The sequence below is a fragment of the Metabacillus sp. 22489 genome (assembly GCF_052044855.1).
Classification (GTDB): Bacteria; Bacillota; Bacilli; order Bacillales; family Bacillaceae; genus Metabacillus; species Metabacillus niabensis.
Genome location: NZ_JBQENT010000050.1, coordinates 1 through 26304 on the forward strand (window position 1 = coordinate 1; position 26304 = coordinate 26304).

The 26304-nt window shown below is 36.2% G+C and carries 26 protein-coding genes, 11 tRNA genes, 1 rRNA gene and 1 pseudogene; 4 read left to right on the top strand and 35 right to left on the bottom strand.

All coding sequences use genetic code 11. The features are described 5' to 3' along the window. The 13 genes from ACTJJ9_RS22020 to ACTJJ9_RS22080 all read right to left on the bottom strand — a co-directional run. A 16S ribosomal RNA gene (locus ACTJJ9_RS22020) occupies positions 1-77 on the bottom strand; the annotation flags it as partial. A 96-nt stretch (positions 78-173) separates the two neighbouring features. Then, positions 174-247 (bottom strand) — tRNA-Gly (locus ACTJJ9_RS22025). Positions 248-265: 18 nt separating this feature from the next. Next, positions 266-342: transfer RNA gene (locus ACTJJ9_RS22030), tRNA-Pro, on the bottom strand. A gap of 6 nt (positions 343-348) precedes the next feature. Continuing rightward, positions 349-425, bottom strand: a tRNA-Arg gene (locus ACTJJ9_RS22035). Positions 426-502: 77 nt separating this feature from the next. Continuing rightward, positions 503-588: transfer RNA gene (locus ACTJJ9_RS22040), tRNA-Leu, on the bottom strand. 11 nt (positions 589-599) lie between these two features. Continuing rightward, positions 600-685: transfer RNA gene (locus ACTJJ9_RS22045), tRNA-Leu, on the bottom strand. Between the two features lie 12 nt (positions 686-697). Further along, positions 698-773: transfer RNA gene (locus ACTJJ9_RS22050), tRNA-Lys, on the bottom strand. A 191-nt stretch (positions 774-964) separates the two neighbouring features. Next, positions 965-1039: transfer RNA gene (locus ACTJJ9_RS22055), tRNA-Gln, on the bottom strand. A gap of 96 nt (positions 1040-1135) precedes the next feature. Then, a tRNA-Asp gene (locus ACTJJ9_RS22060) sits at positions 1136-1212 on the bottom strand. A gap of 86 nt (positions 1213-1298) precedes the next feature. Continuing rightward, a tRNA-Glu gene (locus tag ACTJJ9_RS22065) sits at positions 1299-1370 on the bottom strand. Between the two features lie 8 nt (positions 1371-1378). After that, positions 1379-1469 (bottom strand) — tRNA-Ser (locus ACTJJ9_RS22070). 3 nt (positions 1470-1472) lie between these two features. Continuing rightward, positions 1473-1547, bottom strand: a tRNA-Asn gene (locus tag ACTJJ9_RS22075). A gap of 130 nt (positions 1548-1677) precedes the next feature. Continuing rightward, positions 1678-2130, bottom strand: coding sequence for a SprT family protein (locus tag ACTJJ9_RS22080; protein ID WP_095302530.1), 453 nt, complete (start codon positions 2128-2130; stop codon positions 1678-1680). Positions 2131-2225: 95 nt separating this feature from the next. Here ACTJJ9_RS22080 and cmpA point away from each other — a divergent pair, with 95 nt between their 5' ends. Next, on the top strand, positions 2226-2339 hold the full coding sequence (gene cmpA, locus ACTJJ9_RS22085) for a cortex morphogenetic protein CmpA (RefSeq protein WP_095302529.1): 114 nt from the start codon (positions 2226-2228) through the stop codon (positions 2337-2339). Between the two features lie 13 nt (positions 2340-2352). Here the strand turns inward: cmpA and ACTJJ9_RS22090 are convergent, their stop codons facing one another. From ACTJJ9_RS22090 to acpS, 14 genes are all read right to left on the bottom strand, one after another. Then, positions 2353-4488, bottom strand: coding sequence for a Tex family protein (locus ACTJJ9_RS22090; protein WP_440768883.1), 2136 nt, complete (start codon positions 4486-4488; stop codon positions 2353-2355). 242 nt (positions 4489-4730) lie between these two features. Next, a complete protein-coding gene (locus ACTJJ9_RS22095; protein ID WP_145583632.1) occupies positions 4731-5330 on the bottom strand; it encodes a PP2C family serine/threonine-protein phosphatase in 600 nt (199 codons plus the stop codon). Further along, positions 5327-6121, bottom strand: a complete 795-nt coding sequence (gene sigB, locus ACTJJ9_RS22100) for an RNA polymerase sigma factor SigB (protein ID WP_095302526.1) — start codon at positions 6119-6121, stop codon at positions 5327-5329. The genes ACTJJ9_RS22095 and sigB overlap by 4 nt, the downstream gene beginning before the upstream one ends. Next, complete coding sequence (gene rsbW, locus ACTJJ9_RS22105; protein ID WP_440768872.1) at positions 6087-6569, bottom strand: anti-sigma B factor RsbW; 483 nt, start codon at positions 6567-6569, stop codon at positions 6087-6089. The genes sigB and rsbW overlap by 35 nt, the downstream gene beginning before the upstream one ends. Next, positions 6566-6898: an anti-sigma factor antagonist gene (locus ACTJJ9_RS22110; RefSeq protein ID WP_095302524.1), complete on the bottom strand. Its 333-nt coding sequence runs from the start codon at positions 6896-6898 to the stop codon at positions 6566-6568. Before ACTJJ9_RS22110 ends, rsbW begins: the two co-directional genes overlap by 4 nt. Before the next feature lie 57 nt (positions 6899-6955). After that, positions 6956-7963: a PP2C family protein-serine/threonine phosphatase gene (locus ACTJJ9_RS22115; protein WP_440768873.1), complete on the bottom strand. Its 1008-nt coding sequence runs from the start codon at positions 7961-7963 to the stop codon at positions 6956-6958. Positions 7964-7973: 10 nt separating this feature from the next. After that, positions 7974-8375, bottom strand: a complete 402-nt coding sequence (locus tag ACTJJ9_RS22120; protein ID WP_095302522.1) for an anti-sigma regulatory factor — start codon at positions 8373-8375, stop codon at positions 7974-7976. 2 nt (positions 8376-8377) lie between these two features. Next, the gene (locus ACTJJ9_RS22125) at positions 8378-8740 is read right to left on the bottom strand and encodes an STAS domain-containing protein (protein WP_095302521.1); all 363 of its coding nucleotides are present in this window, start codon (positions 8738-8740) and stop codon (positions 8378-8380) included. Next, on the bottom strand, positions 8737-9573 hold the full coding sequence (locus tag ACTJJ9_RS22130; RefSeq protein ID WP_440768874.1) for an STAS domain-containing protein: 837 nt from the start codon (positions 9571-9573) through the stop codon (positions 8737-8739). Before ACTJJ9_RS22130 ends, ACTJJ9_RS22125 begins: the two co-directional genes overlap by 4 nt. A gap of 198 nt (positions 9574-9771) precedes the next feature. Beyond that, positions 9772-10122, bottom strand: a complete 351-nt coding sequence (gene ndoA / locus ACTJJ9_RS22135; protein ID WP_026562078.1) for a type II toxin-antitoxin system endoribonuclease NdoA — start codon at positions 10120-10122, stop codon at positions 9772-9774. Positions 10123-10126: 4 nt separating this feature from the next. Next, entirely contained in the window at positions 10127-10408 is a 282-nt protein-coding gene (locus tag ACTJJ9_RS22140) for a CopG family ribbon-helix-helix protein (protein ID WP_095302519.1), read from the bottom strand. 589 nt (positions 10409-10997) lie between these two features. Next, positions 10998-12155: an alanine racemase gene (gene alr, locus ACTJJ9_RS22145; RefSeq protein ID WP_440768875.1), complete on the bottom strand. Its 1158-nt coding sequence runs from the start codon at positions 12153-12155 to the stop codon at positions 10998-11000. A 236-nt stretch (positions 12156-12391) separates the two neighbouring features. After that, entirely contained in the window at positions 12392-13414 is a 1023-nt protein-coding gene (locus tag ACTJJ9_RS22150) for a DUF4367 domain-containing protein (RefSeq protein ID WP_440768876.1), read from the bottom strand. A gap of 271 nt (positions 13415-13685) precedes the next feature. After that, positions 13686-14048 (bottom strand): holo-ACP synthase, encoded by a 363-nt coding sequence (acpS, locus tag ACTJJ9_RS22155; protein ID WP_095302517.1) that lies wholly within the window; start codon positions 14046-14048, stop codon positions 13686-13688. Positions 14049-14295: 247 nt separating this feature from the next. On the opposite strand from acpS, the pseudogene ACTJJ9_RS22160 reads away from it, so the two are divergent. Next, a pseudogene (locus tag ACTJJ9_RS22160) lies at positions 14296-14886 on the top strand (rhomboid family intramembrane serine protease); the annotation flags it as partial. A gap of 203 nt (positions 14887-15089) precedes the next feature. Here the strand turns inward: ACTJJ9_RS22160 and ACTJJ9_RS22165 are convergent. The 7 genes from ACTJJ9_RS22165 to ACTJJ9_RS22195 all read right to left on the bottom strand — a co-directional run bounded on the left by ACTJJ9_RS22165 (position 15090) and on the right by ACTJJ9_RS22195 (position 23681). After that, the gene (locus ACTJJ9_RS22165; RefSeq protein WP_440768877.1) at positions 15090-16511 is read right to left on the bottom strand and encodes a PH domain-containing protein; all 1422 of its coding nucleotides are present in this window, start codon (positions 16509-16511) and stop codon (positions 15090-15092) included. Beyond that, positions 16501-16980, bottom strand: a complete 480-nt coding sequence (locus ACTJJ9_RS22170; protein WP_095302514.1) for a PH domain-containing protein — start codon at positions 16978-16980, stop codon at positions 16501-16503. Before ACTJJ9_RS22170 ends, ACTJJ9_RS22165 begins: the two co-directional genes overlap by 11 nt. Before the next feature lie 110 nt (positions 16981-17090). Further along, positions 17091-18056 (bottom strand): UV DNA damage repair endonuclease UvsE, encoded by a 966-nt coding sequence (uvsE, locus tag ACTJJ9_RS22175; RefSeq protein ID WP_440768878.1) that lies wholly within the window; start codon positions 18054-18056, stop codon positions 17091-17093. 143 nt (positions 18057-18199) lie between these two features. Then, the gene (gene cshA, locus ACTJJ9_RS22180) at positions 18200-19678 is read right to left on the bottom strand and encodes a degradosome RNA helicase CshA (RefSeq protein ID WP_304951830.1); all 1479 of its coding nucleotides are present in this window, start codon (positions 19676-19678) and stop codon (positions 18200-18202) included. A gap of 613 nt (positions 19679-20291) precedes the next feature. Continuing rightward, positions 20292-21005, bottom strand: coding sequence for an alpha/beta hydrolase (locus tag ACTJJ9_RS22185; protein WP_145583650.1), 714 nt, complete (start codon positions 21003-21005; stop codon positions 20292-20294). Between the two features lie 132 nt (positions 21006-21137). After that, positions 21138-22502: a UDP-N-acetylmuramoyl-tripeptide--D-alanyl-D-alanine ligase gene (locus tag ACTJJ9_RS22190; RefSeq protein WP_412964528.1), complete on the bottom strand. Its 1365-nt coding sequence runs from the start codon at positions 22500-22502 to the stop codon at positions 21138-21140. Between the two features lie 102 nt (positions 22503-22604). Beyond that, positions 22605-23681, bottom strand: coding sequence for a D-alanine--D-alanine ligase (locus ACTJJ9_RS22195; RefSeq protein WP_145583654.1), 1077 nt, complete (start codon positions 23679-23681; stop codon positions 22605-22607). 385 nt (positions 23682-24066) lie between these two features. Between ACTJJ9_RS22195 and ACTJJ9_RS22200 the strand changes: the two genes are divergently transcribed. Together ACTJJ9_RS22200 and ACTJJ9_RS22205 are read left to right on the top strand one after the other, a co-directional pair. Beyond that, the gene (locus tag ACTJJ9_RS22200) at positions 24067-24582 is read left to right on the top strand and encodes an RNA polymerase sigma factor (protein WP_170944468.1); all 516 of its coding nucleotides are present in this window, start codon (positions 24067-24069) and stop codon (positions 24580-24582) included. Further along, positions 24582-25436: a hypothetical protein gene (locus tag ACTJJ9_RS22205; protein ID WP_145583656.1), complete on the top strand. Its 855-nt coding sequence runs from the start codon at positions 24582-24584 to the stop codon at positions 25434-25436. Before ACTJJ9_RS22200 ends, ACTJJ9_RS22205 begins: the two co-directional genes overlap by 1 nt. Positions 25437-25511: 75 nt before the next feature. Here the strand turns inward: ACTJJ9_RS22205 and ACTJJ9_RS22210 are convergent, their stop codons facing one another. Continuing rightward, entirely contained in the window at positions 25512-25937 is a 426-nt protein-coding gene (locus ACTJJ9_RS22210) for a peptidoglycan-binding domain-containing protein (protein ID WP_412964526.1), read from the bottom strand. Positions 25938-26304 lie beyond the last annotated feature (367 nt).

Genomic DNA, 26304 nt, shown 5'->3' on the forward strand with positions numbered 1-26304 from the left:
CCTCAGATTCGCTCGACTTGCATGTATTAGGCACGCCGCCAGCGTTCGTCCTGAGCCAGGATCAAACTCTCCAATAAAGTGTTTGACTTGCTCATTGTGTACTTAATAGTACGATTTGTGTTAATCGAAATTAACGTTGGCACGCTTGGTTTTGTTTAGTTTTCAAAGATCATTGGAGCGGGTGAAGGGAATCGAACCCTCATCATCAGCTTGGAAGGCTGAGGTTTTACCACTAAACTACACCCGCATTAAATTATAACTCCGCTGGTCGGGAAGACAGGATTCGAACCTGCGACCCCTTGGTCCCAAACCAAGTGCTCTACCAAGCTGAGCTACTTCCCGTTATTATGGCGCGCCCGAGAGGAGTCGAACCCCTAACCTTTTGATCCGTAGTCAAACGCTCTATCCAATTGAGCTACGGGCGCAACTTATATTGTTTTAAAGCGACTAGAATATTATATCAAGTGCAATACGTAAAGTCAAGAACTTTTTTGATTTATTTTGGTGCGGCCGAGAGGACTTGAACCTCCACGGGGTTGCCCCCACTAGGCCCTCAACCTAGCGCGTCTGCCATTCCGCCACGACCGCGAACGAATCAATGGTGCGGGTGAAGGGACTTGAACCCCCACGTCACAAGGACACTAGATCCTAAGTCTAGCGCGTCTGCCAATTCCGCCACACCCGCACGGTGTGTAAATGGTGAGCCATGAAGGACTCGAACCTTCGACCCTCTGATTAAAAGTCAGATGCTCTACCAACTGAGCTAATGGCTCATTTTATCAATGAGTATTACTATTCTTTACACGACTTGTATCTGACGCCCAAATCTCAGTATGATTATTCAAGTAGAAGCTCGATTTGCGCGCTGATGTTTCGCTTTGTAGCTTATTCGAACGTGCTCTACCAACTGAGCTAATGGCTCATTACAATAATGAAATATAGTATTTTAAAGAAAAAATAAAAATGGCTGGGCTAGCTGGATTCGAACCAACGAGTGACGGAGTCAAAGTCCGTTGCCTTACCACTTGGCTATAGCCCATCGAATATTATGTTTTGAGTAAATTAAACAACAAGAATTATATAATACCACGTCTCAACTACAACTTCAAGTTGTAATTATTGCCAAAAAGTAAAATGGCGGTCCGGACGGGACTCGAACCCGCGACCTCCTGCGTGACAGGCAGGCATTCTAACCAACTGAACTACCGGACCAAACGAAATCAAAGAAATAAATAGGAGGTGGACGAATCATGGAAATAAGATATGTCCACTTCCTATTAGATTCCACATATTAAAAATGACCCGTACGGGATTCGAACCCGTGTTACCGCCGTGAAAGGGCGGTGTCTTAACCGCTTGACCAACGGGCCATAACGTATGGCGGAGAAGGAGGGATTTGAACCCTCGCGCCGCTTACACGACCTACACCCTTAGCAGGGGCGCCTCTTCAGCCACTTGAGTACTTCCCCATATGGCTCCGCAGGTAGGACTCGAACCTACGACCGATCGGTTAACAGCCGATAGCTCTACCACTGAGCTACTGCGGAACAATATAAAAGACTTCTTTTATTATAGTTAGTATCACTTATCATGTCAATACTATCTATTTTTTATTCAATTACATGCCATCAGCGACGGCTTTTATAATTTATCATAGCTTTACCTCTTTCGTCAACCCTATTTCATCAGATAGATTTTCCCACCACATTTCCCGCATACATATTTAGTCGTATCCACTTTTTTCTTCCGATTAAATATTTGCTGACAGCTTTTACATTGATATTTAAGGATTTTTCTCACGCTTTTGGGTTCGGATTTTAAAGGTGTACAAAATCTTGGTGCACCAACCTTCTTTAACAAATCTCTAAAATCGTTGTCACGATGCTTATATCCTTTTCCTTCTATATGAAGATGATAATGACAGAGCTCATGTTTAATAATACCTATCACTTCATCAAGTCCGTGCTCTTCTAAATATTTCGGATTAATATCTATGTTGTGGGTATTCAATATGTAACGTCCACCAGTAGTTCTAAGTCTTTTATTGAATGTTGCTTTGTGGGTAAATTTTTTATTAAAAAACCTTAATGAAATTTCCTCAACTAGTTGTTGCAGCTTTTTATCATCCAAAATTATTTCCTCACTTTTTTAGTAACATCAACCTAGTCTTATGCATACATTATAAACACCCATACTCCATTATAATGGATAAGGAGGTATGAGCAATGCCATCATGGTTACAAAGCCAAATGCGACGTGCTTTCTTAGAAAAAAATCGATATCAAATCAGATTACTTAATCAGTGTTGGTTTTTCTATAGAGAAAAACACTGCTCGTAGGCAGTGTTTCTTTTTATTCTTTTACCATTGTTAATGCTACTCTTCCTTTTTTAAAATCAACGCTATCTACCCATACCGTTACAACATCACCAACAGATACGATATCTAGTGGATGTTTAACAAAGCTATTACTTAACTTTGATATATGAACAAGTCCGTCCTGTTTTACTCCGACATCAATAAATGCTCCAAAATCTACAACATTACGTACCGTTCCTTGGAGCTCCATACCTTCCTTAAGGTCCTCCAGCTTCAGAACATCCTTCTTTAATAGCGGCTTAGGAACATCATCGCGCGGATCTCTTTCAGGACGAATAAGCGCATCACATATATCTTTTAAAGTTAATTCACCAATTTCAAGTATTGATGAGGTTTCTTTTAAATTCAGGTTTTTTACTTGTTCCTTTAATTTATCACTACCTAAATCTGACTCTGTTACACCAAGTTGCTTTAGTAGTTTCTTCACCTCATTGTAATGCTCAGGATGGATACTTGTACGATCTAAAGGTTGATCACCTTCTAACACCCTTAAGAAACCTATACACTGTTCGTATGTTTTTGCACCTAGTCTTGGTATGTCCTTTAATTGCTTACGATTGGAGAACCCACCAAGCTCTTCTCTTCTTTTTACAATATTATTTGCTACCGATTTACTAAGGCCAGCAACATATTGTAGCAATGAAGACGATGCGGTATTGACGTTAACTCCAACTTGGTTAACTACAGTCTCAACAACAAATGTTAATGATTCATTTAGCTTCTTTTGAGAAACATCATGTTGATATTGGCCAACTCCAACTGATTTCGGGTCAATTTTCACTAGCTCTGCTAAAGGATCCTGCAATCTTCGCGCAATAGAAACTGCACTTCGTTCCTCTACTTGAAGGTCAGGGAATTCCTCTCTCGCTAAATCAGATGCTGAATATACACTTGCACCTGCCTCGTTAACAATTAAATATGAGGCTTCACTTTTGCTATCTTTTAAAATATCAGAGATAAATTGTTCTGTTTCTCTTGACGCTGTTCCATTTCCGATTGCTATTACTTCAATATTATATTTTTTAAGAATCTCTATGACAGTAGTCTTTGCTTGTTCTGTTTTATTTACTGGCGGATGTGGATATACAACACCGATATGTAGCATTTTCCCCGTTTGGTCAACTACTGCTAATTTACAGCCTGTCCGATATGCAGGGTCTACACCTAATACCATTTTTCCTTTTAAAGGCGGCTGTAATAATAGATTTCTTAGATTTTCAGAGAAAATATGAATGGCACGGTCCTCTGCTTTTTCAGATAACTCTTTTCGTATTTCTCTTTCAATTGAAGGCTGAATTAACCTTTTATACGCATCTTCAATTGTTTCAACGATAAGATCCCTCACTATCGTCGCTTTATTCAGTTCCTGCTTCTGAAGATATTCTACGATTTGCTCATAAGGTGGCATTATTGATACGCGAAGAATTTCTTCCTTCTCACCACGATTTATCGCAAGCACACGATGCGGAACAATTTTTAAGATAGGCTCTTCATATTCGTAATACATTTCGTAAACATTTTTCTCGTCTTTCTCTTCATCTTTTACGACAGAAGCTATTTTCCCTTTTCTAAATGTCACATCGCGAATCCATTGACGGTACTTTGGCTCATCAGAAATTTGCTCAGCAATAATGTCCTTTGCACCTTGTATTGCCTCTTCAGCCGTGTGAACCTCTTTTTCTTCATTTATAAATTCCTTTGCCTTATCAAAAACATCTCCTTCAGTTGGCAATTGTAAAATCCACTTAGCAAGCGGTTCTAATCCCTTTTCCTTTGCAACCGTTGCTTTAGTACGTCTTTTTTGTTTGTATGGTCGATATAAATCTTCAACTTGTTGAAGCTTCATTGCGCTTTTTATTTCTGCAGCAAGCTGTTCTGTTAGTTTTCCTTGTTCTTCTATTAAGCGAAGGACTTCCTCTTTACGGTTCTCTAAATTCTGTATGTATGTCCACTTTTCTGAAATATCGCGAATTTGCACCTCATCAAGTGCACCAGTTTGCTCTTTCCGATATCTAGCTATAAACGGAACTGTATTCCCTTCCTCTAATAACGATATAACATTCGCTATTTGTTTTACATTTATAGAAAGCTCTTTACTAATATGTTGCATGATATAATCCTGTTTATCGATCATCATAAGCCTCCAATATATTTCAGCATTCTCATATCATTTTATCTTAAATTCGTTTTCCAAACAAAGGAAAACAGTGGACTTAGTAAGCCTAAAGCCAAAAATTTGCTCCTTACCTTTCATTCCACCTAAGCACTTAGAGAGGATAATTCGCTAATCTGCTGCTAAGAGCTACGATTAAATAAAAATAAAAGCCGTTCAACCATTCCTAATACCTAATACTAAAATAGTTGACCGACTATATAGGTTAAATCATCATTACGATTGTTTGTATACTGTTTCAAGGATTGTGATAATTCCTCAACAGAATGGCTTTTTTCTAACAATGCTTTAACAGCAGGTAATACAAGACCATCTGTATAAATGATAAATTTAGACCCTTGTTCATAGGAATACGTTTGAGTGCGATATTTCTGGGGTTTCCCTGATAAATATCCTAAAATCGGTATCGGATAAATATATGAGCCTGAGGGCAAAGAAAAAACAAAGCGAATATTACCTACTGAGCTATATGTGAACTGCTTTGTCTGGAATTCTATCTTTAATATAGAAACTGTTGCGCCACGTTTATTTTTTAATTCCTTATTACATAGCTCAATTAACACTTCAACTTTTTCATCATGTTTCTCTTCAACTAACGTACTTATCGCAGAGGATGACTCATTTGCACGTTCACCACTTCCTAGTCCGTCAGCCAATGCACAAATCAAATATTCATCTGTTGCCTTTAGAAAAAAACTATCCCCACAGCAATCCTTTCCTTGTTTAGGTATTTGATATGCTAACGTCCGAACAAAACTATTTGACTCCTGAATTATCATTTTTCCATCTCCGAGTTAAACAAATCTCCATCGATCGCTTCTTTCAATTTTTGGATAGCCCTCCTCTGTATCCGCGAAACATGCATTTGCGAAATCCCCAGCTTTTTGCCCGTCTCCTTTTGGCTTTTATTCATAATAAACGTATAATCAATAATTTCCTTTTCACGTTCTGTTAAAACATGAAGAACACTTTCTAACATGAGCCTTTGATTTACCTTTTCATAGCCTTGATCTTCCGCACCTACTATATCAAGAATTGTCACCGTACTTCCTTCGGCATCAGCATCGATTGGATGATCAACAGATAAAGCATGATAACTTTTACTCATTTCCATCGTTTCTAACACTTCTTCTTCTGTAACATCCAAATACTCTGCTATCTCTTCGACTCTAGGAGAGCGTTGCTTTTCATTTGTTAAAGCATCAACCGCGGCTTTCATTTTCGGTCCTAATTCCTTGATCCGTCTTGGCACATGGACACTCCATGTTTTATCTCTAAGAAATCGTTTTATTTCTCCGATAATCGTTGGAATCGCAAAAGCCTCAAATGGCTTTCCAATAGAAGGATCATACCTCCGAATCGCCCCTAGCAATCCAATAATCCCCACTTGCTTTAAGTCTTCATGGAACCCTTTCCCTTTAGAATACTTTTTCGCTAACGTATCGACTAAGCCCGAATAGTATTCAACAAGAACAGTTTGAGCCATTTCTTCTTCATTCTGTTGAAATTGTAAGATGAGCTTATTTATATCCTCTTTAGTTAGCTTCGAAGTTTGAGATGGTTGCGCCATGTTTGATTCGCCCCTCACTTAAATACTTAATCATGAAGACTGTAACACCTGATTTATCAAGGATACGGACTTCATCCATAAGCGTTTCCATCAAATACAGACCTAATCCACCTTCAGGCAGCTGATCTATAGGACTTGAAGCAGAAAAGGGGCCGAGTTCACTTTTCACTTGTTCAAAATCAAAGCTGTTACCATCGTCTGCAATGATTACCTCCAGGCGATCTTCATAAAGGCCAAACCCTACAACAATATCTCCACCCTCATCATGTTTGTAGGCATGCTGTACTGCGTTTGTACACGCTTCACTAGTGGCAATTTTTAAATCCTCAATTTCATCATATGAATATCCCATTCTACTGGCAATTCCTGAAAGAGTTAATCGTATAATTCCTACATACTCTGGCTTTGCGGGAATCTTCATTTCTATATAATCCACTAATTGATTCATTGTACTCCACCCTTTGATTTAGAAGATATATCAATGATGTCATTTAAGCCTGTTATTCTAAATAAGCGTACCAATCGTTCTGACAGCTCAATTAGTCTGAGCTGACCTTCATTTTTTCTAACCATTTTTAACAAACCGATAAACACTCCTAATCCTGTACTATCCATATAAGAAACATTTGCAAGACTTACAACAATAGAAGGATTCGGCATTTGTGCAAGCGGGAAAATTGACTCCCTCAATTTTGGAGCTGTATATACATCAATTTCACCTGTAATCGATATATTCGTTTCATCACTATTATTCGTAATTTCAATTTTTATGTCCATCCTTCTTCACCTCAGAAAGAGCTTTTGTATCCTTTCCATACCCGAAAAACGGGTAGATTAAACCACTCTTCTTAGTATTATTAAAGTAAAGTCATCCCTTAATTGAAAGTCCTGCATCTTTTCAAAATGTTTAAATATTTTTTCCACTAATTTCTGCGAAGAATAATGTTTATATTTTTGTATTAAGCTGGTGATAAACGACCTTTCAACAAAACCACTTTCCGTTCTTAATTCAGTTACTCCATCAGTCAATAATACAATCATATCTCCCACTTCAATTTGTCTTTCATACCGCTCATACGTTACTTGTTTATTTACACCTAAAACAAGTCCTTTTGAGTTTAAATCCTCAAATGTATCCTTCTCTGCGAAATAATAAAAGCCAGGCTCATGGCCAGCAGATGCATATGTAAAAATATGTTTTTCAATGTTATACATTCCATAAAACATCGTAATAAACATGCTTGGGTCTACATTTCTCTCAACAACTCTATTTAAATTTTCTAAAACCTGATTTGGGCTTTTTCGTGATTCTGGCAAGCTATCCATCGCATACTTAATCATCGACATACAAAGTGCCGCAGGAATCCCTTTCCCAATCACATCAGCTACTGCAACACTAATTGCCTCATCATCCTGTACAAAGTGATGAAAATCTCCATTCATCTGCTTGGCAGGAACACTTATAACTCCTATATCTAATGAATCTACATGTGGTATAGATGTTTCTAATAAGGAACGTTGAACATTTGCGGCGATTTGAATTTCTGACTTAATTTCTAATTGTTGATCTCGTAAACTTTGATGCTCTTGATAAGCTAAGCCATACCCCATCATGACCTCTAGTAAAAAGTCCAAAGAGGTGAGGACTTCACTCTGGATTTGCGGATATAATTCCTGAAGAGCTTTACGATGTGTACTAATAATTTCCTCAGGGGGTACTTGGTGCTCAATCGATTTTCTACTAAACTTTTGTCCCTGATACAAAGCTGTTTCCGTTTGATTATTTATGTAATTTCTTAAAAGACTTACATACTTTTCCTCTAAAAAATGTCTAAAATCCATTCAACCCCTCCTACCGTAACCATTTCACCGCATGAATCGTTGTACCAATTCCAACCTCGGAATTAATATCAAAATTATCCATTAAGCGCTTAACACCAGGTAACCCAGCACCTAACCCACCTGATGTCGAATAACCATCCTCCATAACTTGGCGAATATCTTGTATTCCAGGACCTTTATCATCCGCGATTATCTTTAATCCTTTTTTGCCATTTTGCTCAATAAGTTCAATTTGTATTTCACCACGTCCTGCATATAAGTAAATATTACGGGCTAGTTCTGATATCGCTGTTGTAATTCTTGCTTGATCTACCGGACCGAAACCGATCTCTTTTGCTGCGCTACGTCCTAATTGACGTGCCGCCACAATATCCCACTCAGTGGTAATCTTCACACAGGATTGGTTCTCCATGCTTACTCCCCCAACTCCCGCCGTAATGTTTCGAGGCCTTTTTCTAAATCTAAAGCTGTTTGCACTCCCTCTAGCTGAATCCCAAGTTCAATTAAAGTGATTGCTACAGCAGGCTGTATCCCCGTTAACACAACCTTTGCTCCCATTAATTTTGACATATTTATTACATCCCCAAGTACTTTCGCAATAAAGGAGTCAATGACATCTAGTGAAGTTAAATCAATCACTACTCCGTTTGCACCAGTTTCATATATTCTATGTAATAAGTCCTCTTGGAATTGAAGTGCAGTTTGATCATCAAGCTCCCATTGAATTGAAATGAGTAAACAATTTCCTAATTTTAAAATTGGTATTCTGGTGTTCATTTTCTATCCCCCAATGTAACAATTTTACGATTTGTTAATTGTAGTGCATATTCAATGCCAGCTTGTAAGCTGTTTTTCGTAATGATTTGACTTAAATCAATCTCAAGGTTTACGATCGTTTGGGCTATTTCAGGCCTAATTCCTACGAGTAAACATTTAGCACCGACGAGTCTAACCGCTTCAGAAGCTTGAATGATGTGATGAGCCACCATCGTATCAACTATCGGAACACCAGTAATATCTATTAATACCACCTCTGAGCGATGCTTAACGACACCAAATAGCAAGTTCTCCATAATGTTCCTTGCTCGTTCTGTATCAATCGTCCCAACTAACGGAAGAACACTAATATTATCAAAAATTGGTATTAATGGTGCTGATAATTCTTTTAATGCTAGTTTTTGAAGTGCTACAATTTTTTCCCACGACTCAGCATATTGATTAAGTACCTCATAATTCAGAGGTGTTAACCATTTATCGAAATCAAATACAAGCTTCATTTTTTCTTCATCTGATTGATCTATTGTCATCAAATCAAATACAATTTTGTTAAATTCTATTAAGCTCATGGAAACTAGCTGTAATGACCACCCTATTTGCACAATTTTTTTTGAAAAATCACTGATTGTGCTAACCATATCTTCTTTTGGGTTTTGTAAATACTGGACTACTATATTGATATATTCATTATAAATAGTAAAAATCACTTGAGAGTTATTGGTATTTGAGGCTTTTAGTAACACGGTTTCTCCCATCACGTTTACCCAATTATTTAAAATTTCTTTTTTATGGATAAGAATAAATTTATATAACGGGTTTAATGATTCCTGCATATTAATCTCCCCTATAATGTAATACCACCTTGTATCCTCTTCATTATATCGATTTTATTCTAAAAAAAGAAATACGCTAAATAGCTTATAATTTTTTTCTATTCTTACATTTCAAGGTAACATATCTTAAATTAGTATAAATAAAAAAGGTTGCAGTTCAGCAACCTTTTTCTTTATTGTAACTAAATTTATTTTTCCCTAAAAATCAATGAGTCCTAAGCTTATCTGTAAGGCTTCGTCCACCTTATCCATCATTTCATCGTCAAGATGGGTAATTTTATCTGTTAGCCTTTGCTTATCAATCGTTCGAATCTGTTCAAGGAGTATTACTGAATCCCGTTCAAATCCGTAACGCTTTGCATCAATCTCAACATGAGTTGGCAATTTTGCTTTTTGAATTTGGGCCGTTATTGCCGCTATAATAACTGTAGGACTAAAGCGGTTTCCGATATCATTTTGAATAATTAATACAGGACGTACGCCACCTTGCTCCGAGCCTACAACAGGGGAAAGATCAGCAAAATATACGTCACCGCGTTTAACAATCAAATGATTAACCCCCGCTTACTAAGCGTTCAACGGTATGATCAGCCTCAGATTCTGCCAGAAATGCTTCAGATGCAATATTTAAATTAATTTTCGCCATTTCCATGTAACCACGTCTCATAGATTCGCGAATATGGCGCATTTTACGCTCACGAATATACATCTTTGTTGCTTGATAAATAAGCTCGTTTCTGTTTCCGTTTTCCTGTTTAACCAGTCCATCTAATTCTGAAACTAATGCTTGAGGTAACTGAATTAAGATTTCTGTTGTTGCGCTGGATTCAGACACAAACACACACCTCCACAAAACTTACCATCCTATAATTCATTCCAAGTTTAATAATAACATTAACTTCCCAATAAGCAAAGCATTTTCCCTAGAAAAGTGGAACCGTTTGGTCATCGAGAATGAACCAGAGCAATCCATCTGAGATAAAAACACGAAGAGCGATCTTTTCGATGTTAGCTTATCATAAGGAGGATTGTGTGTTCTTTGTATGCTAGGGGTTGGAGTTGGAAAATAAAAAACTTTAAATAATCCTTTGCTCAAATAGATTTGTGACTAAACACCGTTTTCCGCTAATTAGAAAGATTGAACAAAAACACTAACCACAGATAAATAAGCCAATCAAAACAAAGGAATTCATTACCCTCTATTCATGATTGGCTTATTTACCTTGGATATCTTCACTTTGGCTTTATCCTATGACGATTATAAGCAAAGTGCGGTGGTTAGCCAGTCTACAATAAAAAGCAAGAACCATAATGAACTATTTTATTATTCAACAACCTTGTTTGTTAACCCTTCTCTATTATCGACATATACATGTTATTTATTCATTTTATTTGGAACATTTAGATCAGTTTAGGTTTTTATGTTAAAGGTTATTTATGATCGGATTATCTACACCGATTTTCTGTCCATTTTCCCAAAAAATTCGCGGCACTCTCATAGAGATCATACATGTTATTTCATAATTTATTGTATTTAAATGACTTGCAATTTCATCAACAGAGATTTTTTCATTATTTTGTCTACCAATTAGTGTGACTGTTTCACCAATTGGTAACTCATATGGCAACTTGACCATACATTGATCCATACAAATTCGCCCAACCAATGGAGCCCGTTGACCTGCTACAAGTACATCTACATCCCTTAAAGCCCTAATCCAACCATCGGCATATCCAATTGGAATCGTCCCAATCCATTCCTCCGATTTCGCTTCATATGTTGCACCATAGCTTACTTTTGTTCCCTTTGGAACCTTCTTAACATTCACTAATTTGGTTTTTAAAGAAAAAGCCTCTTTAAGTGTATATGGCAATTCATCCTTTATTTCAAGTGAAGGTGTTAAGCCGTACATGGAGATGCCAAGTCTTACAGCATTATATACCTTCTCTGGAAACCGGAGTCCTGTTGCACTATTCCCACAATGAACAAGTAATTCATCGTGTGGAATTAGTTCTAAAAACCCATCGAATTTCTCATATTGTTCATTAAAATATGTGACGTCTTTCTCATCTGCTGTTGCAAAATGAGTATAAATTCCTTCAATATGAAAACACGATGATGTTTTTACATAGTCGAATATCGCTAAAAGGCTTGTTTCCTCCCTTACTCCTAATCGACTCATTCCCGTATCTAATTTGACGTGAATTTTCACAGTACCCTCTTGAATATATTGCGATGCTTCAACAAGCCAATCTAAAGAAAACACCGTTAATGTAATATCATACTTAATAGCCAACTGGATAGCACTCGCTCTTGTTGCACCGAGGATTAAAATCGGCGCCTCAATCCCACTGTTACGCAACGCGATCGCTTCATCAAGAAATGCTACAGCTAACATGGATGCTCCAGATTTTAAAGCAGTTTTTGCTACCTGAACGGAGCCATGACCATAAGCATTTGCCTTAACAACTGCAATAACTTTAACATTTTTACCAACATGCTCTTTCATTGACTTAACATTATGTGAAATTGCATCTAAATCAATATCAACCCACGTATCTCGATAAAATTCTTGCTGCATTTACAATTACACTTCCTCAGCCTGACTTTACTACAACATTTATTATTTGATTACATTGCAAAATTGTCAAATAGTTTCGAGGGGAAAATAGAAGGATTTTACAATGATTTAAACATTTGATACGTAGCTCTTATTTTAATAGGTTACTCCATTACAATAAGCAATTGAGGAAGGTTCCTTCCACTTACATCCAAAAGGATAAATGAAAGAACGGGTGGACTTTGCCACCCGAATGATTATTTTGCCGCCTGACCTTGGATTGATTTTGCTACCATAAGCATTTCATCCTCTGATAAATCTTCAGACGCTAACATGTAGTCAACTCCGTCATGAGTCCATGTCAATGTTGTATCAGACATCGCTCCAATTGTGAATCCTAAATCTGTCGGTTGACCGTTTACATATGTTGATGTTGAGGCTGAAGCTGGTGCAGCAATTTCAGCACTTTCCTGAATTAAAGTAAATGATTTTTCATTTCCTTCAAAGGTAAGAATAACTCGTTTGCCATTTTCAGTTTTCACTTCATTTTCTTCAACTAATGAGAATCCTTCTGGCATTTCTAAAGGATACTTAACAGCAAATGACTCATTGTCGCCAGATGCCATTGTTGGGACTTCAATTTGCGCACTAGACATATTCTTTTCGACATCGAATGAGTTATCGTCAAATGATGCATTAAATTCAAATTTCGTAAATTCAACAATAACAAGTGGATTTTTATCTGTATCCATCACTTTCACACTAGATGGTGATAGATCTCTTTTATTAAAGGTAATCTCTTGTGTAGGCAGCATTTTATTATTTTGATAGTTCGTTTTAGTTTCAAACACATATTTGTTTTCCGCTGCACTAAAAGTAGCTTCCGGGTCATTCACAATATCTTTAATTAATGATTCATAAAGGTAGGCTTGACTACTGTTTTGCGGCCATTCACTTTGGAAACGGAAGCTTTTGTTTAATGCCGGAGTTAACACAAACACACCTTCATCATTACGCAAAATCATTTGACTTTGCTCTTTTTGCGAATTTTTAAGATTTACTCGGTAATATTCCGGTCCTTTAAACCATATTTCAATTTCATATTCCTGTGGCTCACTACCTGTTTGAAGCGTCATCTTCCCTTTGGCCTTATACCCTGACATTTCATCCATCTTCTTTTCTAACGCCCGAACTACATCTGACTGTGATTTCTCGCCACATGCTGCGAGAACGAATACTGTTAAAAGCCCTACTAATAATAACACCAAGCTTTTTTTCAACATGTCCAACCCCTTTGCCTCATATAACGTTAAAAAGGAAGAAATCATTTTGCTAGAACCTCACCTTCATCAGCTGAAGAGACTTGTTATACATTATTTTGCTTAGCCAAAGATTAAAAGATGAACTTCTAAAACAACTTGTCTTCCCTATCGCATTACCAAATATATGAGACAAACTTTCCTAATATGCAAGATATTTTGTCCAGAAAGTAGTTTAGGGATTGATTCATAATAAAAGTGAAATGAATCCTATATCTATCTTACTAGAGCTTCATTTTTCTATAATAACTTGAGCTGCGGCGTATTGCCTTGTATGTGTTATCGTGACATGAATCGTTAATGGCTCCTCTATTTCCTTTAGCAGCTGGATAAAAGGCTTGCCTCTTTCATCATTCAAGACCTCAATATCTAAAAATCCTATCTCTTTCCCAATACCTGTACCTAATGCCTTTGAAAAGGCTTCTTTTACAGAAAATCGTCCTGCTAAAAATTCAACCTTTCTTTCCTTTGAAAGAGTCATAAACTTCTCAATTTCCCCGATTGTTAAAATTCGCTTTATAAATCCAGGCTGTCGTTCAATAATTCTTCTAATTCTATCTAATTCAATAATATCTAAACCAATGCCCATTATCATCTAACGTAACATCCTTCCACAAAACCATTTATAGTACTATTTTATCCAACTTGTACATATTCGTGTTAGTATAAAGTTGGGATCTTAATTAGTGGGTTTATTCACGACAACAAGATTTTGTGGTTCAACCATAAAGTCATTTACTAGAAGTTTCCCCATTTATGATTCATACATTTTTTTAATAACAAAGGCAAATTTCATATAAATGATTATGATGACAACCTAACAAAATCCAGGAGGGCGAATTATGTTTACTAGAACTGAAAATTTCCGCACTTTCCTTTCCCTGTACCCAATCGTATCGCTTATTGTTTGCATACATCTTGTATTCTGGCTTTTATTTCAATTGCCCATTCCAGCTATTCAACTCTTTTTAGGGTTATTAGACGGTTACAATGCAGGGATTGCAAATGGAGAATATTGGCGGTTAATTACCCCTATTTTTCTTCACATGACCTTTAGTCATCTATTTTTTAATACAATCTCCCTCATTTTATTTGCACCTGCATTAGAAAGAATGCTAAAAAAGGTTAAATTTATTCTCATCTATTGTATTTCCGGTATTATCGCAAACATAGCAACCTATCTTATTGAACCGCTCAATTATTCCCATTTAGGTGCATCCGGGGCAATATTTGGGTTGTTCGGAGTCTATCTTTTTATTGTCTATTTTAGAAAGGGCTTAATTGACCAAGCAAATTCTCAAGTTATTATTAGTATCCTAGTTATAGGTGTTATTATGACCTTTTTTAATTCAAATACAAATGTTGTTGCCCATCTATTCGGTTTATTTGGCGGTTTTCTTATAGCTCCTCTCTTTGTCAAAAAAAGCGGCCGGTTTGTTCATCAAACATATTACAGTCCACAGTCTCGAAGCTTTTCAATAAATAAATTCAAAGCAAAACATATTGCATGGATGATTTTTGGTATCCTCATCTTAATTGGTGTTCTCGTTCAATTTAATTAGATTTCATAGCTACATTAGAAGAATGTATTCATAACAAACAGACACGAAAAAGTATTCGTGCCTGTTTTCCTTCTTTATGAATAAGAGTACCAACCAACGATCGAATCAGCATCCCTTTCATCTAAATCCTTTACAACAAATGATTTACCCAATACTCCAGATTTAATTGTCACACTAATCGTTTGCAGCCCATTTCTTCTTTGAAAATAAGAGGTTTTACTTTTCATCGATTGTATTTTATTTCGCTGAATTAATACGGTCGTTTTCGAAATCACTCGAAAGCTTAATTGGAGTCGATTATCATTAATCACCCATCCAGCATTTTTAAAGGCAAGGTAACCCCAATAATAGCCTATCGGGAGTAAAACAATTGATAATAATCCCCACTGTAAATAAACAATAATTAATGGGATGCAAATAACTACCGCCGGTAATAGTTTTCTAAACAAATATCGTTGTAAAGATTTTTTAGGCAAAGGGTATACGGTTTGCTCGTTTGCAAATGAAGGGAGGTACTGAGCAAGCAATATTTGCACATCTTTTCGGTTAACGACAGGAAATAGTATTGTTGAAAGTCCTTGATCGCTCGCACTACCTCCTGCACTTTCGATATAAATTGTTGAATAGCCCAGTAGTTCTCTTAATGGATTTTGAACAATTCTAATTGCTTGAATCCGCGATATTGGAATAGATACTTGTTGCTTCTCAAATATCCCCTTCGAAATTCTTATTTCCTTTTCATCCTTTGTTACCGTAAAATATGCATATTTCAGTAAGACTCCAATAACGCTTAATATCCACGTAATGACGAACGCAATGAAAATTAAAATGGCATAGATTGTGAAGCTAGCATTTGCTAAAAAATCAAACTGTTCGTATATCTTCTCATATGGAATAATTTCATCAAATTGTGATATAAATGCCGCAATAGCTGATAAAATAACCCCTACTCCACTTGAGGTAGATGCTGCAATAAGCAGCTCTTTCTTGCTAATTTTATAGGTTGGAAGTTCAATTTCTTTCTCTTCATCATCTTGTGAAAGTGAGGCCCCGTTTTTATATATTGAAATGGCCTGTTCAATAGTATGTACATCTTCTTTCTTAATCGCTGTTAAGATAGCTTCAGCCTCAATACCACCGCTAGCTGTTTCTATTTGAACATTGACTAGTCCGAAGATTTGTTGAATAATTCCGGCACGAATATTAATAGATTGAATCCGTTCAATCGGGATATAGCGCTTTTTCTTTACAAAAACTCCATGCTCTATTCTAAATTCCCCGTCTTCAATCCAATATTTGAATTTTAACCATTCTAAAAAACTAGATAACAGCATGAAGGCAAAAATTGCGACAATACCGAGGAAGAAATAGATATTGAAATCTATATTTCCTCCAACGAAAAATAGAACAATAAATGAAGCAATATAAGATTTAATCGCCTTGATTAGGTTTAATATCATGCCAACCGGGTGAATACGCTTAGGTTCAAACATCATCATCAGTCACCCTAGCTAGCTTTGAAATTCGATCTCTCAGCACCTCAGCCTCCTTAATATCTAAAGCTGGAATTTCATGTGTTGTAGCAGCTGTTGAAATTTCAATGGAGGCTAAACGATATTTCCGCAATAAAGGACCTTGATGTGTATCAACATGCTGTACTCTTACCATCGGAATAAGAACCCGTTTGACAACGAAAAAGCCGTATTGAAGATCAATCTCATGCTCATGAACTTCATAACGCCAGACACGGTGTCGCAGCTTAGGGATGATAAAAATTGATAAAATTGAATAAATCACCCATACCACCGCTAAACCGACCGTAATCCAAAAAGGAAACTCAAAAAAATAAATACCGAATCCGATAGCAATGCCGATAATTAAACAAATACATGCACTAATCACTGCACTGATTTTCCAAACAGTTAGTGCTTTTAAGCTTATTTGATTTCGAGGTAATTCTCGCAAGACACTCTCCCCTTTAAACACCCAATAACATATGATATAACCAATAAAAACTCAGTTTATTATATCATAATGACTCCCTACCCTTTTCTATTTTATGTAAACTTTATAATTTAATGGATTTTAAAGGTTGTTTTATCGATCCATTCGATTTCTGAATACTTGCGTAAATCGTTTGCAAGCTGAAAGAGTGCGTTATCTTTTTGCTTTGCTTCAATCATACAATCAAGTTTATCAAGGCTTCCCTTAATCGTTGTTAAAAACTTCATAAACAGTTTGTCATCGACATACTCAGAATGGGCGCGAAAGTCTTTTTCATTTTTCGGACTGGAGATATGCATTTTAGGTGGTAAACTTGAACCGTTCCAGGTCGAAAGAATTCTTTGCCAATTATGCTCACAGTTTTCGTCATCATGATAGGCTAAATGATGATGATAATCGAACACTTGTGGAATCCCTAGCTTTTCACATAAATACAAGGCATCATTTACATGAAAAGTAGTATCGTCATTTTCCAGCATTAACATCTCCTGAATTTTAACCGGAATATGTCCCCAATTATTGATAAATTGCTCTAACGCTTTGTCCTTATCATTATAGGCACCACCTATATGCAAAACACATCGGTGCCTTGAGGGAATTTCCATCCCCTTTAGTAAGCGTTCATGCATTTGTAAAGTCTTTAAAGACATCTTGAGGATAGATGGATCTGTTGAATTAAGTACAACAAAATGGTCTGGATGAAAATCGACCCTCATCGGATGCTCCTTTAAATAATCAGCAATTCGCTTTAAAGAAGGGATTAAACTTCCCATATAGTCCCAATCAAGAAGCTCTTCATGATTTGCTAAAGGAATTAATTTAGAACTAAACCGAAAAAAGTGAATGTCATGAGCAGCATTATGCTTCAATAAGCGAAGGCAGTTCTCAAGATTTATTTGGGCAATTCTTTCAAGCTTTGCAATTGCTGCCTCTCTGTCCTTTATTTTTTGAAATTGTGTAAAAGTCATCGTTTTGGAAGGTGAACAATTTTGTAGATTCATACTCATCGCAACATAACCTAATCGAATAATCGTCATCTCAAAGCACCCCTATTTAACCAATAGAGATAATTGGTATATTTATTAATTTCTTCTCCCCACTAGCATTCCCAAATAAAATAAAACCATTTTTATGACACAATAAAAAAGCCGAACCCAAGAAATTGGATTCGACCTTATCATTATTTTGAATTAGAGTAACGACGCTTGTTATTATTACCTTTGCTTCGATCACGATCACCGTAAGAACGATTATTCGGCTTCTTTTGTCCGCCACTACGATTATAATCGCCACGTCTACGGTTATTAGAAGAACGGTTTTTGTTTTTTGATTTTGAATATAAAGGAGCCTCTTCTGTTAATTTCACTTCAACAGAGTTAGGTTCTTTTGTCATAAATTTAATCGCCGCTGCCACTACATCTTGAGCATCAAATTCCTCTAAAAGCTCTTCTGCCGTACGCTTATAGAAAGATAAATTATCGCTTTCGATAATTGAGCGGATTTTTTCAACAGTCATTTGTTGTTGGCTTTCGATTGCCTCATCCAATGTTGGTGGCTTCATACGATCCATTTTACGTTTTGTTGTGCGCTCGATATTTTTAACAATATCTAATTCACGTGGTGTAACGAATGTCATCGCCATACCTGTTTTACCAGCACGTCCAGTACGACCAATTCTGTGTACATAACTTTCAGGATCTTGTGGGACATCAAAATTATATACATGTGTTACGCCAGAGATATCAAGACCACGTGCAGCAACATCTGTTGCAACAAGGACTTCAATTGCACCCTCTTTAAATTTACGTAAAGTTGACATACGTTTTGCTTGAGTTAAGTCACCGTGAATACCTTCAGCTGTATAACCTCTTAATGTTAATGCCTCAGATAACTCATCTACACGACGTTTTGTGCGTCCAAAGACAATCGCCAGCTCAGGAGATTGAATATCTAAAAGTCTTGTTAAAATATCAAATTTCTTTCTTTCTTGTGTTTCTAAATAATATTGAGTAATATTCGGAACAGTCATTTCTTTTGCTTTTACTTTGACTAACTCCGGATTTTGCATAAATTTCTCTGCAATGCGTCTAATCGGATCTGGCATAGTAGCTGAGAATAATAATGTCTGACGTTCCTCTGGTACGTTTGATAAAATTGATTCAATATCCTCGATGAATCCCATATTTAGCATTTCATCTGCTTCGTCTAAGACAACTGTGTGAACCGCGTTAAGACGAATAGTTTTACGATTAATATGGTCAATTAAACGTCCAGGAGTTCCGACAATAATATGCGGGTTTTTCTTTAATGAACGAATCTGTCTGTTAATATCTTGGCCACCGTAAATTGGAAGAACGCGTGTGCGTTTATGATATCCAATTTTATAAAGCTCTTCCGAAACTTGAATCGCTAATTCACGAGTTGGAGCAACGACAACTGCTTGAATATGCTCCTTTTTCACATCGATCTTTTCGATAAGAGGTATTCCGAATGCTGCTGTTTTTCCAGTTCCTGTTTGTGCTTGACCAATTACGTCTTTATTTTGCAAGCCTAACGGAATGGTTTGTGCTTGAATTGGTGATGGCTCCTCGAAGCCCATTTTACTTATTGATTGCATAAGTGACGAACTTAAACCTAAATCTTGAAACGTTAATGTCAATGTATTCATACTCCTTCTATATCGTTTGCTGTAAATATTTACAGACCTTATAGGTAATAGGTTTCTTAATCGTATTCATAATGAAACGATGTTATATATTCAACCTTAGCTTTATCTAAAAGCTATAAGAAAGATTATTTAATAATGATTCATCATGAAAACAGTGATGAAAAAACCGCTTAAATAAAATTGTGTTCAATCAACAATGGTACCTGCCATTATTTAACTGAAAGAAAACAAACTATCGCCGAACTCTCTGATAGTAATGGACAGATTTCAGCCTTAAATCCTCATCTTGTACTCCTTAACGTCCTGTTATAGAAGGATAAAAAGCTGAAGTCTATTCAAAGGGATTGATTCAAACAAAGCTTACTCAACAAATGTGGCTTAATCATTAAAGTACGCCTTTAAGCTTTCCTTTCCCTCACCTTCACACAAAAAAAGCCCTTTATTTTCTTACAAGGGCAGCAGTTTACCTTATTTAAAGCCCGCAAACACTTTAAAAGTAATCATACCACTACAAGCCCCTTATTTCAACTTAATGTAAGACAGCTACTTCTAAAAATATGCATGGATAGAAAAATTTCGTCTCTTACCTTCACTTCAACTATCATTATGACAATAGGGCGTTATTCATTTGTTCCTCGTAGAGAAATCTTTCTACAGATTCTCTTAACACTTCATAATCTTCTCCATAGCAAACGTGATGTTTAGAAGTTGGAAGTAGCTTAAGCTTCTTTTCCTTGGAAGGAATTGCTTCATATAAATAATAGGCACTTTTGACAGGGACAATCCCATCACGCTCACCTTGAATAATTAGGACAGGTAACGTCAATTCCTTTAAAATAGGACGTACCTTTTTGACAAGCTTTTGAAATTCAAGCGTTGCACGTAATGGAGTCTCAAAAAGCTTCCTTCTATAACGGTTATAAAGCTCATTTTGACTTAGCTTCCCTGACCAGAAATCTTTTAGCATGTCTTTAAAATCTAACAAAAGCTGCTTTGGATTAACATAATATGCTGCAGCACTTAGTAAAACGAGTTTTTTCACCTGATAATTTGCCGCTAAATAAGAGGCAATAATTCCCCCCATAGAAAATCCAATAACATATACTTCATCAACTTCTTCCATTAAAGCTAAAAGCTCCTGTTCAGCATGGGAAACCCATTCATCATATGTGTGTCCCTTTAACGAAAGGGTTTCCCCATGCCCAGGTAAAGTTGGGACTCTCACAATCCATCCTGTTTTTTCCCTAATATCATTTGCCAATGGATCTACTTCATAAGGCGCACCGGTAAAGCCATGAATAAAAAGGCAACCTATCATATGAAATGTAAACCTCCCTTTGAAAGCATACGGACACGTTTATATGGCAAAATATCATTTTTCGAAGGTAAGGAAATGGTTTTTCCACAATGTTATCATTCACTTTTTATAAAATTTTCATCCACATGTTTTTCAATTAGTTATTGCATTGACTACTTCTTCAAGCCTCATTCCACGTGATGCTTTTACAAGAACAATATCCTTAGGCTGCAGATACGATTTTAGCTGTTTAATTAACTCATTTTTATCATCAAAATGGTGAATTACATCTGGAGAAAATTTCTCTGCCGCACCTCTCGCAATTTCTTTCCCTAAAGAGCCATATGTAAACACATAATCTATTTTAGAAGAATCGATAGAAGCTCCGATTTGATAGTGATATTCCTTTTCTGCTTCCCCTAATTCAAGCATATCTCCTAAAACAACGATTTTTTGATTAAAACCATCAAGATCCATTAATAGATTGATTGCCGCCTTCATTGAGCTGGGGCTTGCATTATACGCATCATTTATGACAGATACACCTTGCTCTGTCTCTATGAGTTCTAATCTCATTCCCGTTACCTTTAATTGGCTAAACCCTTGAATCATTGCATCTTCTTGTACTTTGAAATGCTTTGCGACTGCATATGCTGCTAAAGCATTTAGAACATTATGCTTACCTAAAACAGGTATTGTGTATTCAACATTATTTACTTGAAAGCTAGTGCCATTAATCGCTTGCTTCATATTCGTTGCAACAAAGTCGTTTTGGCTGCGTTCCCCAAAAGTAATGGTTTTAATTGGTAAAGCCTGCACTCTCTCTTCTAAAAGTGGCTCATCACCATGATAAATTAAGACGCCGTCTTCCTTCAAACCTTTTACAATTTCTAGCTTAGCATCAGCTATTCCTTCCCTTGAGCCTAAATCCATCAGATGTGATTCACCAATATTCGTTATAATCGCTACATCTGGTTTTGCAATGTTTGATAAAAGTTCAATTTCCCCTTTACCGCTCATGCCCATTTCTAATATGGCTATCTCCGTTTCCTCTTCCATATTTAGCACAGTTAATGGCAAACCTATATGGTTATTGAAATTCCCTTTTGTTTTATGAACTTTATAGGTTGTTTCAAGAAGAGCTGCGACCATATCCTTTGTTGTTGTCTTCCCATTACTTCCCGTAATTCCAACTATTTTTGGTCTCACTTCATTTAAGTAGGCCTCTGCAAGTTGTTGTAATGCACGTAATGTATCTTTAACGAAAATGACCGGAACATCTTTTGGAGGGTTTCCTTCTGATTCCTGCCATACAATTGCACTCGCACCATTTTCTAATGCACTTTCAACAAATTCATGCCCATTAAATTTTTCCCCAACTAGCGGAAAAAACAAATTCCCCTTAATTACTGCACGGGAATCTGTTGTGACTCCAAAAATTTCAAGATTGTAATCTTTTTCAGCTAATCCCCAGCCATGTACTACTTTTTCAATATGAGATAACGTTCTTCGTATCAATCTCTTCACTCCTTTTTCAACATTTCTTTCTCACAAAATAAAGAGGAACTGATATGATCGCTATTCAGTTCCAGCTTTTGTAAAATCTATATAAAAAGATGATTAAAAAGTATATTTGATTTGTTGTTTTTGTTCATAACGTTCAAGCGCTAAGTCCACTAGCTTTTCAATAAGGCTAGGATAGTTAATACCACTCTCTTTCCATAATAACGGGAACATACTATATGGAGTAAATCCTGGCATTGTGTTTACCTCATTGATTAATGCCTTCCCATCCTCAGTAAGGAAAAAGTCTGCACGGACTAAACCAGAGCCATCAATTGCTTTAAAGGCTTTAATTGCCATGTCTTTAATTGTTTCATATTCATCATGAGATAACTGTGTAGGTATGATTAAATCTGTGTCGCCATCTTCATACTTTGCCTTATAATCATAAAATTCTTTTTTAGGGGCAATTTCTCCTACTACAGAGCATTGTGGATTGTCATTTCCAATTACAGCAATTTCAATTTCCCGACCAACAATTCCCTCTTCGATAATGACTTTCCGATCGTATTCAAACGCTTCTTTGAATGCAGCCTCAAGCTCAGCTCTGTCTTTACATTTGCTAATCCCTACACTTGAGCCTAAATTGGCAGGCTTCACGAAGCAAGGATAACCTAATTGTTCTTCTACTTCCTTATAGGCTTGTTCTTGATTACTTTCAAAATCGCTCTTAATAAAAGATACATAATTTGCTTGTGCTAAACCAGCTTGTGCAAATAAATTTTTCATGACTACTTTATCCATTCCAGCTGCAGATGCTAAAACGCCGTTCCCAACATACGGAATATTCAATAACTCTAGAAGCCCCTGAACAGTACCGTCCTCTCCATTAGGTCCGTGTAATAATGGGAAAATTACATCTAGCTTTTCCGCTTCAACAGTTGTAGGGAATAAATCTGAGTTTAATGTGACTGGGGAAAACAAACTTCCTTGTTCAAGCTTTAGTACACTTACTTCTTTAATTGGCTCTTGTAATGCTCCCCCTCTAATCCACTCACCTTTATCTGATATATATATAGGATGTATTTCAAACTTGTTAAAATCTAACGCATTTATAACTGCAAGGGCTGTTTGCAATGATACTTGATGCTCTGCAGACTTCCCACCGTAGATAAGACCTAATTTCATTTTCATTTTTAGACTTCCTCCTCGAGTTTAATCATTCCTATTTTATCACTTTACATAGAAATTGTTAGCCATGAATCTATATTTACTCAACTAAGTTTTACTTTCTCAAACCCATTACGAACAAATTTTCCTAAAGGTGATTTAGGAAATATATGTCATAATCAAGATAGTTACATATATATAACATACGTTCGCTTAATATTTTTTTGGCTTTTCAATTATATGTATGTTCCTTTTAGGCACAAGGCCACTAATAAAACCGTTAATTTCATACCTGTTAGTCGTTTTTACTATCATTTTAGTTTCACTACTTTTTTCTCTTTTATGAAAACAAAACGAAACATCTGCAATTTTTATACGTCTTTTAAATGAAGCTAGGGGGGAGACAATTTTGGACAAAGAGACAATTACACAGTTGATCGAGACACATCGAGCAAAAATTATTAAGGTAACGAAAAACATCATCAAAAATCCCTCTCTGGTAGAAGATATTGTTCAAGATGCAAGTATCAAAATCTACACTTACTTTCAAAAACGGGATTATGAGATTCCTAAAAATATTGAAGCATGGGTAACAATTCTTACTAAAAACACCGCCTATGATCATCTTAGAAAATTAAAACGTCATCAAGAAGTACATCAACAGGTTAGTGATGGATACCAACAGGAAAAAACACTCGATACACCGGAGAGACAACTTATATCAAAAGAACAGGTCCAGCATATTAATCAAGTCTTCCACTTACTTGATGAAGAAACAAGAGAAATCTTTATTCTCCGTAATAAAGGTTATTCATACCAGGAAATAGCTCAGCTAAAAAACCTTTCTCTCGGTAAAGTAAAAACAAAAATATTTCGTGGGAGAAAAAAAATGATGGATCATCTAATTGATAAGGGGGTGTTGTAATGACCTGTCGAAAGCAAAATAGAATCCTTATGTTTGACCAGCTAACAGAGAGTGAACAAAATCAGCTGTTAGACCATATTAAGACGTGTGCAAAGTGTGAAACCTATTTTGACCAATACTTATTATTAGAGGAAGGACTAGACGTCCTACTTATGGATGAAGCGATACCGCTATCCGCTAATAAGAAAAAAAGCATTCCTGCAATATTGAGACCGGCATTGCTCGCCTGCGCATCGATGTTCATCATTTTTTTACTAATCTGGAATAATGATTCAGTGAGGGCTGTTATCGAATCAACGATAAATGAAGTCATTGTCGAATACTTAATAAAAAATATGGAACCTTTAGAACCTGAAAATGAAACGTCTAAAACCGAAAAAATAACCTATGCAAAATTCCAACAACCTGAAGGTGAAGTGATCAGCTATGCCTCTGGAAAACATGTTCGGACACAATATGAAAACGGAGATTTTATTATTTATAATGATAAATATTTTGCCACTTATTCGAAAAAGGACAATTTATTTCTTATTCAAGAACAAAACGAGGAAAATCCGATGATTGATATGTTCAAGGATATACATTCTGACACAATTAGTTATTTAGGAGAAAAATCATATGCAAATCGTACTGTTGAAGTCTATCTTGTTAAGGAATCAAAGGATTTTCAAAGTGAATATTGGTTTGATAAGGAAACTAGGATGTTATTAAAAGTCGTTGAAATTACAAACGGAAAACGCGAGGAGAACGAGTTCCTTAAGGAATTTAAAGTTATTGAAGTTGAGAAGGATCACAAGCTATTTGACTTTATTGCCCCAGAAGGAGCAAAAATAGTTGATGAGACGATTCAGTAGATAAGGTTTAGCCCAAAAGGCTATTGAAGGGTCAGGAAACCAAATACAAATGGTGCCTGACCCTTCAAATGTTTTTTAGCTTGATGCAAACGATAAATAATGATAGGTTTGCTTTCCAACAATACCATCTACTGTTAAGCCTTTATTTCGCTGAAAGGCTTTTACGGCAGCTTCTGTATTTGCTCCGAATATTCCATCTGGTTGACCTGCATCATACCCAAGACAATTTAATGCCGCTTGAATTCCTTTTACATAAGATGATATATTGCCGGAATACCCTTTTTTAGCTAAATAAGAGCTGCTAAAATCTATTTTTGTATCATTTAGAACAACTCCTAATGTTTCCCCACCGGAGCTTCCTTGCTGTATATAGCCCTTCCATCCCTTATTAATAATCCACGTATAACCTGAGGATTCTGACTGCAAATTGTTTGTTGAGATTGATTGACCACTACAGCTATAAGCTCTTACATAATAATTTGTTGTACTCACGACTACCATATTAGCTTGTCCCCTTTTCAATAATAAGTCTTCGAAGGGATATCTAAGGAACATCCCACTGAAGTCTGACCCACCCCGAAATTTATTTCCTCTTATATCTCTTCTTCATTTATTTACGTCTTAAGAACAAAATGGTTCCAAAAATTTATAATATTTCCCAAATTGAAATAACTTATTTTTTCAATAATCTTAGAAAGTGATTTTAATAAATGGTTTCCAATTTATTTAAAAGAAATTAAACTATAAATGATGGTAGTGGAAATAAGAATACATATGCGGAGGCACGTTTTACCTTTTTTTAAGTTAGAATTCAGATTTAAAAAATGTAGTTGGTAATCCATGATTAGCATCTACCATTTCATATTTT

Bases quoted from the DNA above. Each gene is read 5' to 3' on its own strand.
- cmpA (WP_095302529.1), top strand. From the start codon at position 2,226: ATGCCATCATGGTTACAAAGCCAAATGCGACGTGCTTTCTTAGAAAAA.
- ACTJJ9_RS22090 (WP_440768883.1), bottom strand. From the start codon at position 4,488: ATGCAACATATTAGTAAAGAGCTTTCTATAAATGTAAAACAAATAGCG.
- ACTJJ9_RS22095 (WP_145583632.1), bottom strand. From the start codon at position 5,330: ATGATAATTCAGGAGTCAAATAGTTTTGTTCGGACGTTAGCATATCAA.
- sigB (WP_095302526.1), bottom strand. From the start codon at position 6,121: ATGGCGCAACCATCTCAAACTTCGAAGCTAACTAAAGAGGATATAAAT.
- rsbW (WP_440768872.1), bottom strand. From the start codon at position 6,569: ATGAATCAATTAGTGGATTATATAGAAATGAAGATTCCCGCAAAGCCA.
- ACTJJ9_RS22110 (WP_095302524.1), bottom strand. From the start codon at position 6,898: ATGGACATAAAAATTGAAATTACGAATAATAGTGATGAAACGAATATA.
- ACTJJ9_RS22115 (WP_440768873.1), bottom strand. From the start codon at position 7,963: ATGGATTTTAGACATTTTTTAGAGGAAAAGTATGTAAGTCTTTTAAGA.
- ACTJJ9_RS22120 (WP_095302522.1), bottom strand. From the start codon at position 8,375: ATGGAGAACCAATCCTGTGTGAAGATTACCACTGAGTGGGATATTGTG.
- ACTJJ9_RS22125 (WP_095302521.1), bottom strand. From the start codon at position 8,740: ATGAACACCAGAATACCAATTTTAAAATTAGGAAATTGTTTACTCATT.
- ACTJJ9_RS22130 (WP_440768874.1), bottom strand. From the start codon at position 9,573: ATGCAGGAATCATTAAACCCGTTATATAAATTTATTCTTATCCATAAA.
- alr (WP_440768875.1), bottom strand. From the start codon at position 12,155: ATGCAGCAAGAATTTTATCGAGATACGTGGGTTGATATTGATTTAGAT.
- acpS (WP_095302517.1), bottom strand. From the start codon at position 14,048: ATGATAATGGGCATTGGTTTAGATATTATTGAATTAGATAGAATTAGA.
- ACTJJ9_RS22165 (WP_440768877.1), bottom strand. From the start codon at position 16,511: ATGATGTTTGAACCTAAGCGTATTCACCCGGTTGGCATGATATTAAAC.
- uvsE (WP_440768878.1), bottom strand. From the start codon at position 18,056: ATGACGATTATTCGATTAGGTTATGTTGCGATGAGTATGAATCTACAA.
- ACTJJ9_RS22185 (WP_145583650.1), bottom strand. From the start codon at position 21,005: ATGATAGGTTGCCTTTTTATTCATGGCTTTACCGGTGCGCCTTATGAA.
- ACTJJ9_RS22195 (WP_145583654.1), bottom strand. From the start codon at position 23,681: ATGAAAATGAAATTAGGTCTTATCTACGGTGGGAAGTCTGCAGAGCAT.
- ACTJJ9_RS22205 (WP_145583656.1), top strand. From the start codon at position 24,582: ATGACCTGTCGAAAGCAAAATAGAATCCTTATGTTTGACCAGCTAACA.
- ACTJJ9_RS22210 (WP_412964526.1), bottom strand. From the start codon at position 25,937: ATGGTAGTCGTGAGTACAACAAATTATTATGTAAGAGCTTATAGCTGT.